Annotated in this window: 12 protein-coding genes and 1 pseudogene; 1 reads left to right on the top strand and 12 read right to left on the bottom strand. The window is 40.9% G+C overall.

Translation table 11 applies throughout. From position 1 onward, the window contains the following. Positions 1–15 precede the first annotated feature (15 nt). From parC to parE, 9 genes and pseudogenes are all read right to left on the bottom strand, one after another. Positions 16–2,496 (bottom strand): DNA topoisomerase IV subunit A, encoded by a 2,481-nt coding sequence (parC, locus tag MK403_RS06585; protein ID WP_268709331.1) that lies wholly within the window; start codon positions 2,494–2,496, stop codon positions 16–18. Positions 2,497–2,699: 203 nt separating this feature from the next. Continuing rightward, entirely contained in the window at positions 2,700–3,554 is an 855-nt protein-coding gene (locus tag MK403_RS06580; RefSeq protein ID WP_268709330.1) for an aminoglycoside 6-adenylyltransferase, read from the bottom strand. Beyond that, positions 3,544–4,056 (bottom strand): hypothetical protein, encoded by a 513-nt coding sequence (locus MK403_RS06575; protein WP_268709553.1) that lies wholly within the window; start codon positions 4,054–4,056, stop codon positions 3,544–3,546. The genes MK403_RS06580 and MK403_RS06575 overlap by 11 nt, the downstream gene beginning before the upstream one ends. A gap of 82 nt (positions 4,057–4,138) precedes the next feature. Further along, complete coding sequence (gene fic / locus MK403_RS06570) at positions 4,139–4,741, bottom strand: protein adenylyltransferase Fic (RefSeq protein ID WP_268709552.1); 603 nt, start codon at positions 4,739–4,741, stop codon at positions 4,139–4,141. 18 nt (positions 4,742–4,759) lie between these two features. After that, entirely contained in the window at positions 4,760–5,134 is a 375-nt protein-coding gene (locus MK403_RS06565; protein WP_268709329.1) for a GNAT family N-acetyltransferase, read from the bottom strand. 63 nt (positions 5,135–5,197) lie between these two features. Beyond that, a pseudogene (locus tag MK403_RS06560) lies at positions 5,198–5,926 on the bottom strand (DUF6261 family protein). Positions 5,927–6,053: 127 nt separating this feature from the next. Further along, positions 6,054–7,277 (bottom strand): hypothetical protein, encoded by a 1,224-nt coding sequence (locus MK403_RS06555; RefSeq protein WP_268709328.1) that lies wholly within the window; start codon positions 7,275–7,277, stop codon positions 6,054–6,056. 29 nt (positions 7,278–7,306) lie between these two features. Then, the gene (locus MK403_RS06550; RefSeq protein WP_128863753.1) at positions 7,307–7,786 is read right to left on the bottom strand and encodes a hypothetical protein; all 480 of its coding nucleotides are present in this window, start codon (positions 7,784–7,786) and stop codon (positions 7,307–7,309) included. A 3-nt stretch (positions 7,787–7,789) separates the two neighbouring features. Further along, positions 7,790–9,733, bottom strand: coding sequence for a DNA topoisomerase IV subunit B (gene parE / locus MK403_RS06545; protein ID WP_268709327.1), 1,944 nt, complete (start codon positions 9,731–9,733; stop codon positions 7,790–7,792). Between the two features lie 135 nt (positions 9,734–9,868). On the opposite strand from parE, the gene plsY reads away from it, so the two are divergent. Beyond that, complete coding sequence (plsY, locus tag MK403_RS06540; RefSeq protein ID WP_268709326.1) at positions 9,869–10,510, top strand: glycerol-3-phosphate 1-O-acyltransferase PlsY; 642 nt, start codon at positions 9,869–9,871, stop codon at positions 10,508–10,510. 34 nt (positions 10,511–10,544) lie between these two features. Here plsY and MK403_RS06535 read toward each other — a convergent pair whose 3' ends face one another. The 3 genes from MK403_RS06535 to MK403_RS06525 are packed head-to-tail and all read right to left on the bottom strand — an operon-like array spanning position 10,545 to position 14,090. After that, entirely contained in the window at positions 10,545–11,501 is a 957-nt protein-coding gene (locus MK403_RS06535; RefSeq protein WP_268709325.1) for an ABC transporter permease, read from the bottom strand. Between the two features lie 2 nt (positions 11,502–11,503). Next, positions 11,504–12,562: an ABC transporter permease gene (locus MK403_RS06530; protein WP_000038676.1), complete on the bottom strand. Its 1,059-nt coding sequence runs from the start codon at positions 12,560–12,562 to the stop codon at positions 11,504–11,506. Beyond that, positions 12,555–14,090, bottom strand: a complete 1,536-nt coding sequence (locus tag MK403_RS06525; protein WP_268709324.1) for an ABC transporter ATP-binding protein — start codon at positions 14,088–14,090, stop codon at positions 12,555–12,557. Before MK403_RS06525 ends, MK403_RS06530 begins: the two co-directional genes overlap by 8 nt. Between the last annotated feature and the right edge of the window lie 113 nt (positions 14,091–14,203).

Below are 14,203 nucleotides of genomic sequence, written 5' to 3'. Positions count from 1 at the left end.
TTGGACTGATTCTTTTTAAGGATTTGCTTTATCCTCTTTAAAGACTTCTTTGAGGTAAGCATCAAAAACTTCTTCATCTGAAATGGTGTCTGAGATAAAGCTTCCGTTGCTAGTACGTTCTGACAAGTTCAAATCTTGCAATCGGCTTTCATAGATTGTTCCCTTGTTAGATTGGACAAGGAGCGTTTGGTCGTTTTCTTCCACTTCTGTACTAAAAAGATCACCAACGAAACCTTGCTCTGCAACTGCTCCAGCCAAGAAGACACGGTGCGGTTTGTTTTTCAACTCACGCAAGACTTGTAGGCCTCGTTTGGCACGGCTGGTCGCTGGAATTTCCTCAATAGAAACACGTTTCAAGCTTCCACGTTGGGTCAAGAGGTAGAAGGATGAGGTGTTACAGATAAAGGCAGACTGAAGCGCATCATCTTCTTTCAGGTTCATAGCCTTGACACCTGCAGCCTTGGCACCGACAACGGGAACCTCTTCGATATTGAAACGAAGGGCATAACCATTTTGACTAATCAAAAGAACATCATCCAGTTTAATCGGAGCCACTGCTACAATCTGATCTGTCTCATCTTTAAGTTTAGCATACTTGACAGACTTAGACTTGTAGGTCCGCCATGGGGTGAATTCTTTGCGTTCTACACGCTTGATTTGGCCAAGACGAGTGGCTGCAAAGTAGGTTGTCGCATCATCAAACTGATCCACGACTTCTACATAAAGGATTTCTTCGTTAGTTTCAAAGTTTGTAATCGTTTGGCTCAGATGCTCTCCAATGTCCTTCCAGCGAATATCTGCTAATTCATGAATTGGACGATAGATGACATTTCCAAGAGTCGTAAACATCAAGAGGTGCTGGGTTGTCTTGGCAGTTTGTACAAAGATCAGACGATCATCATCACGTTTGCCAATTTCTTCCAGAGTGGAAGCGGCAAAGGAACGTGGGCTGGTACGCTTGATATAGCCTGCCTTGGTTACGCTGACGTAAGTATCTTCTTCAGCAATAAGACTAGCCGTATCAATCTCGATTGCTTTTGCAGTATCTTCCAAAGTACTCAAACGTGGTGTCGCAAATTTCTTTTTAACCTCACGAAGTTCTTTCTTCATGAGATTGTACATAGTCCGTTCATCACCGATGATGGCTGCAAGCATGGCAATCTTTTCACGCAATTCTGCTTCTTCTTCCTGCAAGACAACCACGTCTGTATTGGTCAAACGGTAAAGTTGTAAGGTCACGATGGCTTCAGCCTGCTCTTCTGTAAAATCATAGCTAACCTTAAGATTTTCCTTAGCGTCAGCCTTGTTCTCAGAAGCACGGATAAGGGCAATGACTTCGTCCAAAATCGAAATCACGCGAATCAAACCTTCGACGATGTGAAGACGTTTCTCAGCTTTTTCCTTGTCAAAGCGGGAACGAGCCAAAATTACTTCACGACGGTGGGCGATGTAGCTAGACAAGATTGGAACAATCCCGACCTGACGAGGCGTGAAATTATCAATCGCTACCATGTTGAAGTTGTAATTGATTTGCAGGTCTGTGTACTTGAAGAGATAGTTAAGAACCAGCTCGGTATTAGCATCTTTCTTAAGTTCAATAGCGATACGAAGACCGTCACGGTCAGACTCATCACGAACCTCAGCAATACCAGCCACCTTGTTATTGACACGAACATCATCGATTTTCTTGACGAGATTGGCCTTATTGATTTCATAAGGAATCTCAGTGATAACGATTTGCTCCTTACCGCCTTTTAGCTTTTCAATCTCCGTCTTAGAACGAACAACCACGCGCCCTTTCCCAGTTTCATAAGCCTTCTTTATTTCGTCACGACCCTGAATAATCCCTCCTGTCGGGAAATCTGGTCCAGGCAAGAATTCCATCAGCTTGTCCACCTTGGCTGTTGGGTGATCAATCATGTAAACAGTCGCATCAATGACCTCAGCTAAATTATGCGGAGGAATGTCTGTGGCATAACCAGCCGAAATACCAGTCGATCCATTCACCAAGAGGTTTGGAAAGGCTGCTGGTAAGACAGTGGGTTCTTTCTCGGTATCATCAAAGTTCCAAGCAAAAGGAACTGTCTTTTTCTCAATATCCTGAAGAAGGTACCCAGCAATTTCAGACAAACGTGCTTCAGTATAACGCATAGCCGCAGGTGGGTCCCCGTCCATAGAACCGTTGTTACCGTGCATTTCGACTAGAATCTCACGATTTTTCCAATCCTGAGACATACGAACCATGGCATCATAAATAGAACTGTCACCGTGTGGGTGGAAATTTCCCATGATGTTCCCGACAGACTTGGCCGACTTGCGGTAGCTCTTGTCAAAGGTATTGCCATCTTTATTCATCGAATAAAGAATACGACGCTGAACCGGCTTCAAACCATCCCGAATGTCTGGCAAAGCCCGGTCTTGAATAATGTACTTGGAGTAGCGACCAAAGCGCTCTCCCATGATGTCCTCCAGGGACATATTTTGAATATTAGACATAGGATACTAAGCCCGTAAAATGCAAAGGAAATTTATCTTTTTCACACAGTATTTAGGGCATGTTCAACTCCTTTCAAAGAATGTAGAGTAGGTTTTTATAGAATAAGGGATAATTTACAGAAATTAGTCTCGTGTTCAGTTACTATATATAACTAAACTATCTTTTCTGTAGTTTAATCTTTTAAATTATATATTTTTTTTAGTTAGTGATTTGAAAGTCTCTCCTCAGCATACTGAATCATCTGCTCCGCCACTTCCTTATCATAATCAAATCCCATCTTGTTAGCAAGGGATTGAGCTTCTTGGTGGAAAAGTTCCATGGTAGCATATAAAGACTGAGTGATTTTATCTAAACTTGAGAAATCAAGCAGATTTGAGAATTCTTTCTCTTTCTCAGCAGGTAAATAGTTAAAGAGATATTTGTAGTTCTTGCCAATATCAATCGTCCCCTTATCTGCTGCAACTCGCCAAGCCAAGACCTTCAAGAGTTCTTGTTGACAAATTCCGTAGAGATGATCCGTGGCATAGATGGCTTGCTTGCGACAAATCCCTTTAACCACGTAGGCTGACACCCACCAAAATTCATTGCAGGCTTTGTCAAACTCTATTGCACTAGCTGGGCTTGTCCAGTAACGTTGAGGATTTGGAGAATAGGGCACAAACAAGCCTTTCTCATCTTTCAAAACTGTATAATCAGCTTCACTATCCACCCACTCTTGAATTTGGTCTTTGGGGCAGAGGGTTAAATCAATCCGATTGCCATCTTCAAATAGCATCAGATAAAGTCGACGGTTGCCTAGGAGATTATGTTGCTCAATGATACGTGTGCCAAACTGGTCCAACCAAGAAAGATCCCTCGTCAGATTATCTAAATCGTCCATGACATAAACAACATCATAGTCTTGAAACTCGTCTTTTGGCGCTTTTGTATCAGTCCGTGAACCAGACATGGCGACAGCATCAATTTGTAAAGTTTCAGCAGTCTGTAAAATTAATCTCAGCATTTGTGCTTCACTTCTATGTTGTCTGCACATATCTTTTATAGAATTATTTTTCATTGCCGTCTTGCTCCTCTTGTTTTTGGATGCATCGTATTCTTTTCATCTCAAGTTCGCCTACTATCAATTGGATAGTTGAACAAATCCCCAAAACGATTAAAACAAAATAAAACAAATTAATATCGTTTCTATGATATATTTTAAAGCTTCTCCATAATACAAAAGTATTTACTAATGAAAGAAGGAAAAGTAAAATAGCATTGAATAGGAGTGTTATAGCAAACTTACTCTTAAAATACCTATAATGTTTTCCAATCCGATAGAGGGTATATAGTGAGAAAACAATCATCAAAGGTGTGAAGGCAAGTGCATAAAATAAGATAAACCCTATTCCTGAGTATGGTTTACTTTCCATGGGTAGATCTAATAGACAGATACCAATAGTGAGGATGTTCAATATAAACAAAGATACTGTGCGAGCACACTCTTTTCTACCTTTACTGGTCGTTAAATCATATATAATTCCAAAAATGGCTAGGAGAACAAGGAAAAAAGGCAACATTAATAACGTAATCAATACCGCACCTCCAATAGTTTTAGCGATTGTTTACATACAAAAGATGATCGTCACCTTTACTTGAACTTTACAACTCCCCTGTCTGGTAAAGGTTATACCCTTCGTAATAATATGAAGCATCCACATCCTTAAAGAAACAGGCCTGAGTGAGGTCATCCGTCAGATTATTGAGGAGGAGATACTTGAGTTCACCAATCGATACCGAGCTACGCTTCGTGGCTAGGAGGTAATCTTCCTTGTCCACGTGAGACCAGTCCACGACTTGCCCCAGATCAGCCTTGAGGAGATGATCCAGCCAGAGCCTCATACTTCTTCCGTTCCCTTCTCGAAAAGGGTGGGCGATATTTAGATCAAGGTACTTTTCGACAATCTGCCCAAAGGTCTGCTGAGGCATCCTGTCAATATTATCCAAGGAAGCTGCTAGATACATGACAGGCGCAAAGCGAACATTCCCTTTGGCGAGATTGACTGTCCGAATCTGGCCAGCGAAGTCATAGATTTCTTCAAATAAGAAGCCATGAATAACAGCCAGAGTCGCATAGGTGCCAGCTGCTTTATCGTCCAGAAGCTGCTTTTCAAAAAGCACTTTCACTCGGGTTTTGCTGATTTTTTCTTCCATCTTGGCTAGTTCAAGCGAATCCATCAGACCAAGTTTATTGTCAAGCGTCATAAATACAGCTCTTTTCATTTAGATAGATTTTCTAAGCCCTGTTCCCACAGGTTTAAAACCTACTATCTGATAAAATCCATCCGCTTCTGATATTAATTCAATGCGAGTCAAAGGATGTTTTTGATGAATTTCAGCGATCAATCGCCGTCCCAATCCTTTTCCGCGATAGGCTTTATCAATGATAATCTCAGCTAAAAAGGTCGTCATGACTTCATCTGTCAAGTAGCGGGCAAAACCAAGGATTTTCTGGTTCTCTTCAACTACCAAGTAATGGGACAGATTTGTTGAAAATAATGATGTCACTTTTTCCTCTGTAAAAGAAATCCATTTTTCATTTTGATAAAGGGCATAAATAGCTTGACAATCATTTGTGCTTGCAGGTCTGATTATCATTCTCTACTCCTTTCAAATCCGATGCGACCACTAACAATTTTTCAACTCAAATTTAGTTATATTCTAGTTGTTCTCCGTCGCTTCTTCTCTCGCCTTCTTAGCTGGCTTGCGTTTTTTATAGCGGCTGCGAATGGTGTTTAGGTGATCGCGGAGATTGACCACGTGAGTTCTTTCAGGATAAGCGTAGGCGTTGATTGCAGTAAGATCCACAAGGAAGTCATAGATTTCTTGTAGTTTTGCACGGACTTCCTTGTTTTGACTAGGTGCCTTGCCTTTTTGCTCAGCCAAGCGCTACTTATAGGCTTTTTCAAACTGAGCCTGCGCATTTGTTAAAGTTTCTACATGAGTTGTCAAATGCAGGATTGAGAGGGCAGTTTGGTAGTCAGTAGCTTTTAGCTCCTTGAGCAAATGGTTAATAGCTTCTGTCTCTTTTTCGTAGCTCATACTCGTTAGCCCAGCATAATGTTTGAAAAGTTTGCTGAGTTTGTCGTAAGCTTCCTTTCTACCTGCCTCTTTGACACGAGAGAAGGCCTTGACCAAACCAGTCAAGGTAGAAAGCGCATCATCACACTCACGATCAGACACTTCCAGACTAGCCACCGTTTGACTGGCCTTGGAACGGTGCAAACCAGCTTGCAAGGTTTCAAGAAGTTTCTCCATATCCCCAAGCTTCGCTGCGTAAACCTACTCAGACTTATTGGCTTTTGTAAAAGCCCCCAACTCGTCCTTGCTCTCAGATATAAGTTGGAAGAATTCGTTGTTTTCTAAAGCTTTTGTATCTAAACTGCTAATTCCATAATTTTTTTCATCTGGACAATCTCCAAATTTTTTATTTTAATGTACTTTTTACTTCGTCTGATTTTCGGAAATTCAAATGATAGGTTAGTTTATATTATAGTGATTTCGGCAAAATAAAAATCTAAATAAGTTTTAGAGCATCTTCTAAAGTTTTTGCCCCCTTTTCAAATTGTATCCTTTTTTCTCTTATTTCTTGGTCAGAAAAATAAATTCCTTTGTATTCCGAACGTCTAACAACAGGATAGAAATAATTCTTATTCCTTGAGCGATTGATTAATTTTTGATTTTTCAAATAATCAAAAATTACTTGTTGCTGATTTTCTGAAAACATAAATATTTCATCTTTTGAAATATCATCTGGTAATTGTTCAATATCTAAGGCGTTTGTATCTACACCCAGAAATTTTTGAGCTCTTCCTATATGACTAAAAATAGCATTTTTTTCTTGACCCAGTACGAGGTAAAATATTCTTTCTCCCTCATCGTTTTTTACTATATCTGAATTATCTTTAAAGATATTTTCAAAACAATCTTTATAAACTTCTTTGTATCCTTCAAGATAAAATTTACGATAGCTAACATATCCCTCGTAATCTGAAGGTAATTTAGACAAATTAAAATCTACATCAAAATTTGGTATAAAGACATGAGTTTCCTCCAAATCATTTTCCAAAGAAGGAATTCTCTTGCGGATAATGGGTTTTAAAAATATTTCTGTTCCAATAGGATATTTAGAGTCTTTGCTATAAAAAACAGCTTTTACTTCATAAAAAATTTCTTCAATATCAGCATTAAAATAGTCAGTGACTAAATTTTCATAATAAGCCTGACTTCTTCTATTGACGAACGAACTAGATTCTTTATTCGCAACACTAAATTGTAGAAATATGTTCTTCTCTTTGCTATTTATAATATCTTTGGCACTACTATATTTATCATTGCATGAATAATCAGAAATAAAACTATAAAATTGTTTACCTAGAATATGCCCCGAGTGAAAAAAATATTGTCCATCTAACTTCTTAGGATTATACTGCCCTTCTAATATATTGGGAGAGCTTAGCTTAGAAACATTTTTATTTTTTTGCGATTTGAGTACGCAAGACCAGCCTCTTCTAAAGAATTTAAATTTTTCTCCTTTAACACTCGATATATCGCTCACATCATCTTTTACTATTTTAAAGTAGCATCCCGATTCACAAAATTCTAACCTAATAGAATGTGGTTCTCTATCAATAGAAGCCAATCTAGACAATCTCTCATTTAATCCACTATTTTCTAATAAATAGACTAATTCGTCTTTATCTTTCAATCCAATCCTAGTCAGAACATCTGATTCTTTCATAAGAGTTCCCCTTTTCACAGTGCAAAACTCTAATTTTGAATGTATTTCAAAATTATATTGTAATTTTTGTTATTTTTTTCTTTTAAATGACTGCTATGAGAATTATTTATTTCTTGCTCAGGATATGAAATCGGAGGACCGTTGTATTTAAATAATTTATGAAACTCATCCTCTTTGCCTACATACACTGGAATATCATAAAAAAGAGCTCCTTTATTATCTTGATACTGATCACCTGTAATATCAACTATTATATCTTCGTAGGCAACTAACCAAGCATGAGAATCTCCTTCCCATCCAGAACCATATTCACCAGAAACATATAATGATTCAATACCTTTTTCATATAAATACCTCTGAAGGTAGTCACTTACATAGCTACAACATCCTACAGGAAAGTTTATTAGGTTATGATCAATTTCTCCCGCCTGAATTGCTTTTTCAATAGCTTGTCTATATTTTGTTGCTATTTCTTTCAATTCATTTATCATAACTTGTTTATTTTGCATTATTCAAAACGCCCCACTCTCTTCCAGCGTAAACTTAACATTATCTTCAATCCATTTACGGCGTGGTTCGACCTTGTCTCCCATGAGGACGTTTACGCGGCGTTCAGCGCGTGCTAGGTCTTCGATCGTAACACGGATGAGGGTACGCGTTTCTGGGTTCATGGTTGTTTCCCAAAGCTGGTCCGCATTCATCTCCCCTAGACCTTTGTAGCGTTGGAGGGTTGCGCCTTTGCCAAACTGCTTGCGGAGTTCTTCTAACTCGCCGTCCGTCCATGCATAGGCCACTTCTTCTTTCTTGCCTTTGCCTTTGGACATCTTGTACAGAGGCGGAAGGGCGATATAGACATGTCCTGCCTCAACTAGCGGACGCATATAACGGTAGAAGAATGTTAAAAGAAGAGTTTGGATATGGGCACCATCGGTATCCGCATCGGTCATGATAATGATCTTGTCATACTTAGCATCTTCAAGAGAGAAGTCTGCTCCCACACCCGCACCAATGGTATAAATCATGGTATTGATTTCTTCATTTTTGAGGATATCCGCCATCTTGGCCTTGGCTGTATTGATAACCTTACCTCGAAGTGGCAAGATAGCCTGGAACTTACGGTCACGACCTTGTTTGGCAGAACCACCGGCAGAGTCCCCCTCAACCAGGTAGAGTTCATTTTTTGCAGGATTCTTAGACTGGGCTGGGGTCAATTTTCCAGACAACAAGCCCTTGTCTTTCTTGTTTTTCTTACCATTTCGGCTCTCATCACGCGCTTTGCGAGCCGCCTCACGAGCATCACGCGCCTTGATAGCCTTGCGAATGAGATTGGAAGCCAGCTCCCCATTTTCCATAAGAAAGAAGGTCAACTTATCAGCCACAATCCCATCCACAACTGGACGAGCTAGTGGACTCCCCAGTTTATCCTTTGTCTGTCCTTCAAACTGCAAGTGTTCTTCAGGAACCAGAATAGAAAGAACGGCTGCTAGTCCCTCGCGGTAGTCTGACCCTTCAAGGTTTTTATCTTTTTCCTTGAGAAGTCCCGTCTTACGCGCATAGTCATTCATAACCTTGGTAATGGCAGACTTGAGTCCTGTCTCATGCGTTCCACCGTCCTTAGTACGAACGTTATTGACAAAGGATAGAATGTTATCTGAAAATCCATCATTGTACTGGAGGGCAACTTCCACTTGGAAACCATTGTCTTCCCCCTCAAAGTACAGAACTGGTGTCAAGGTTTCCTTGTCTTCATTGAGGTAAGAAACAAAGTCTTGCACCCCATTCTCATAATGAAACTCGATTGCTTCATCTGTTCGCTTGTCCGTCAATGACAAGGTAACGTTTTTCAAAAGAAAGGCTGACTCATTGAGTCGTTCTGAAATGATATTGTACTTGAAGTCAGTCGTAGAAAAAATCGTCGCGTCAGGCATGAAGGTGACTTTGGTACCTGTCTTAGACTTGGGTGCTGTACCAACTTTCTTCAAGGTTGTGACGGGTTTCCCACCATTTTCAAAACGTTGCTTGTAGACTGCACCATCACGAGTGATTTCAACTTCTAACCAACTAGAAAGAGCATTAACAACGGAAGAACCCACCCCGTGGAGACCTCCAGATGTCTTATAGCCCCCTTGACCGAATTTCCCTCCTGCGTGAAGAATAGTAAAGATAACCTCAACAGTTGGAATTCCCATGGCGTGCATACCAGTCGGCATCCCACGACCATGGTCTTGAACCGTTAGACTGCCGTCTTTATTGATGGTCACATCAATGCGATCACCGAAGCCAGACAAGGCCTCATCGACTGCATTGTCCACAATTTCCCAGACTAGGTGATGGAGACCTGCACCGTCGGTCGAACCGATATACATCCCCGGACGTTTACGGACCGCATCCAACCCTTCTAGCACCTGAATGGCGTCATCATTGTAGTTATTAATATTGATTTCCTTTTTTGACACAAGGAACCTCCTATTTGTTCATCTTTTCTATTTTACAGGTTTTCTAGCGATTTTGCAAAGCTTTTCCCTTTCAGCTGTCACAATTTCACAGGATATTCTCTGACTTTCTATACCATTTCATGGTATAATAGTTTTATGATGACTTTTGTATTATTAATTTTAGCTTATCTGCTAGGTTCGATTCCGTCTGGTCTATGGATTGGACAAATCTTCTTTCAAACAAATCTGCGTGAACATGGTTCCGGAAACACCGGAACAACCAATACTTTCCGAATTTTAGGCAAGAAAGCGGGTATGGCAACCTTTGTGATTGACTTCTTTAAAGGAACCTTGGCCACTCTCCTTCCAATCCTTTTCCACCTTCAAGGTGTATCACCTCTTGTATTTGGACTTTTGGCTGTAATTGGACATACTTTTCCTATCTTTGCCGGCTTTAAAGGTGGTAAGGCTGTAGCAACTAGTGCTGGAGTGATTTTCGGATTTGCGCCTGTTTTCTGTCTTTATCTAGCAATCGTATTCTTTGGAAGTCTCTATCTAGGTAGTATGATTTCACTGTCTAGCGTTACTGCTTCTATCGCAGCCGTTATCGGAGTTCTCCTATTTCCACTATTTAGTTTTATCCTGAGCAGCTATGATCCTCTCTTCATTCTGATTATCCTAGCACTTGCTAGCCTGATTATCATTCGTCACAAGGATAATATCGCACGCATCAAAAATAAAACTGAAAATCTCGTCCCTTGGGGATTGAACCTAACCCATCAAAATCTTAACAAATAAAACGCCAGTTTGAAACTGGCGTTTTTTTGTATGCTTATTTTGACTTGATGTAGTTGATACCATCTGCCTTTGGTGCAACAGCTTTTCCAAAGAAGGCTGCCAAGACAATGACTGTCAAAACATAAGGCGCAATTTGTAGGTAGACCGCAGGTACTCCTTGTAGGAAAGGCAATTGAGAACCGATAACTGCCAAACTTTGTGAAAGTCCAAAGAAGAGACTGGAAAGCATAGCACCGATTGGGTTCCATTTACCAAAGATCATTGCCGCAAGAGCGATAAATCCGGGCCCTACAATGGTTGTTACTGAGAAGTTGACTGAGATTGATTGGGCGTAGATAGCTCCCCCAATTCCCCCAAGGAAACCTGAAATGATAACCCCAAGATATCGCATCTTGTAGACATTGATTCCCAAGGTATCCGCTGCTTGAGGGTGTTCACCGACAGAGCGAAGGCGAAGACCAAAGCGTGTCTTAAAGAGAATAAACCAAGCAAGGAACGAGAATGCAATCGCAATATAACCTAGCAAACTTGTTGACTTAAAGAAAATATCTCCAATCACTGGAATATCAGCCAAAACTGGGAAGTCAAAGCGTCCAAAAGTCTGGCTTAAGTTATCTGTTTGTCCTTTGTTATAAAGAACTTTAACCAAGAAAACCGCTAGGGCAGGAGCCATCAAGTTCAATACTGTACCACTGACAACATGGTCCGCACGGAAATGAACCGTCGCTGCCGCGTGGATGAGGGAGAAAATGGCTCCCACGACACCAGCAACCAACAAGGAAATCCAAGGAGTCGCTGCTCCAAGTTGTTCTGCAAACTCAAGGTTAAAGACAACCCCAGAAAAGGCTCCCATAACCATAATTCCTTCAAGACCGACGTTAACGACACCACCACGTTCAGAGAAAACTCCTCCGATACTCGTGAAAATAAGTGGTGCTGAGTAAATCAGCATAGAAGAGACCAAGAGGGTGAGTAATGTTGTAATAGACATCCTTACTTACCTCCTTTAACTTGTTTTTTAGGTTTGACAAAGCGTTCGATAATATAGTGAACGCTGACAAAGAAGATAATAGACGCTGTTACAATGCTGACAAGCTCAGACGGAACTTGCGCTGCGTTCATACCCGGTGCTCCTACTTGCAAAACTCCAAATAAGAAGGCTGCAAAGAGAATTCCAATTGGTGAATTTCCAGCAAGCAAACTAACTGCCATCCCGTTAAATCCGATAGCTAATGATGAACCCTGAACGTAAACGTTTTGGAAGGTTCCTAGACCTTCGACAGCTCCACCAAGACCAGCCAAAGCACCAGAGATAATCATTGATAGAATAATTGTACGTTTTGCTGAAATACCAGCGTACTCTGAAGCATGGGGATTAAGACCAACTGCACGGATTTCAAAACCGAGAGTCGTTTTCTTGAGCAAGAACCAAATCACCCCAACAGCAATGATAGCAAAGAAGATACCGATATTCATACGAGAATTGCCAGTCAACTCAGATAACCATGGTGTCTGGTAACTAGCATTGGCACTCACACGAATCGTTGAGTCTGTACTTTGCATAAAGTCTTTCGGGAAAGAATGAATAAAGGCGTTCCCTACATACAATACAATGTAGTTCATCATGATGGTTACGATAACCTCTGACGTACCGAGATAAGCTCTGAGAATACCTGGAATCGCACCAACAATTCCACCTGCGATCAGAGCAATCACCACAGTCGCTAAAATCAACATTGGACGTGGCATATCTGGATGCGACAAGGCAAACCAACCGCTTAGAATCCATCCCGCTAGCGCTTGACCTGGCAAACCAACGTTAAAGAAACCTGCCCGACTAGCGACAGCGAAACCAAGACCAATCAAGACCAGAGGACCCATGGCACGGAAAATTTCTCCAATCCCACGGAGGCTACCAAAAGCTGTATAAAACAACTCCTCATACCCCCAGATAGCATCGTAGCCGAAAATCCACATGACAATGGCTCCGAGCAAGATTCCTAAGAATACGGAAATCAAGGGAACCGAAATTTGTTGTAATTTTTTAGACATCACTCTTCTCCTTTCCCAAGTTTCCACCAGCCATCAAGACACCAAGTTCTTGTTTGTTAGTCGTTTCTGGCGATACAATACCTTGAATCTTACCATCGTGAATAACAGCAATTCGGTCTGAGACATTTAAAATCTCATCCAATTCAAAGCTGACAACAAGGACAGCCTTTCCGTTATCACGTTCTTCAATCAAACGTTTGTGGATATATTCAATGGCACCGACATCCAAACCACGAGTTGGTTGGCTGACGATAAGGAGTTCAGGATCACGATCAATCTCACGAGCAATAATCGCTTTTTGTTGATTTCCTCCTGAAAGAGCTGCTGCTGGAACAAATTCGCTTGCCGCACGGACGTCAAATTCTTCCATTAATTGCTTTGCATGTGAAGTGATATTCGCATAGTTCAAAATACCATTCTTACTGAGTGGTTCTTTATAGTAGGTTTGAAGAGCGATATTTTCTGAAATCATCATCTCCAAAATCAATCCATCACGGTGACGGTCTTCAGGAACATGCCCTACACTGAGTTCCGTAATTTGTCGTGGGTGCATTCCCACGATTGATTTGCCTTTTAATTCAATACTACCAGACTCAACCTTACGAAGACCTGTAATGGCTTGAATGAGTTCAGATTGACCATTGCCATCAATACCCGCAATACCAACAATCTCACCAGCACGAACATCCAAAGAAAGATTCTTCACAGCTGGTACACCGCGATTTTCATTAACAACCAAGTCCTTAATAGACAAAACAACTTCTTTTGGTTGAGGTGCCTGTTTCTCCGTTTTAAAGGAGACAGAGCGCCCTACCATCATTTCTGCCAAATCAGCATTGGTAGCTCCAGCAATCTCAACCGTCTGGATTGATTTACCACGACGGATAACCGTCACACGATTGGATACCGCACGAATTTCATCCAGTTTATGGGTAATCAAAATAATGGATTTTCCTTCTTTGACAAGATTTTTCATGATAGCCATCAACTCGTCAATCTCTGAAGGAGTCAATACAGCTGTAGGTTCATCAAAGATAAGGATATCAGCACCACGATAAAGTGTTTTCAAGATTTCTACACGTTGTTGGGCACCAACGGAAATATCCGCCACCTTAGCAGCAGGATCCACTGCCAAACCATAACGTTCAGAAAGAGCCTTGATTTCTCTAGTAGCTTCAGCTATATCTAGCATACCATTTTTAGTGATTTCACTCCCCAAAATGATATTCTCAGCTACTGTAAAAGCTTCGACCAACATAAAATGTTGGTGAACCATCCCGATTCCCAAACTAGCTGCTTTAGAAGGCGAGTCCAGCTTAACAACTTGGCCATTTACCACAATCTCACCACTAGTTGGTTCTAAAAGTCCTGCCAGCATATTCATTAGAGTGGATTTACCCGCTCCATTTTCTCCTAAAAGTGCATGGATTTCACCTTTTCGCAGTTGCAAATTGATCTTGTCGTTTGCTACAAATTCACCAAACACCTTGGTGATATCCCGCATCTCAATGACATTTTCGTGTGCCATATGCTCTTCCTTTCAGAGGTTTATTTTATTTCAATAAAACCTGCTAATCACATTAACAAGCTCTATTGAGACAAAATTTGCCTCAATTCTTAAAGAAGCGACCGATGGCCGCT

This window comes from Streptococcus oralis (genome assembly GCF_026782285.1).
Classification (GTDB): Bacteria; Bacillota; Bacilli; order Lactobacillales; family Streptococcaceae; genus Streptococcus; species Streptococcus oralis_CG.
This window is presented reverse-complemented; position numbering and strand designations above follow the sequence as displayed.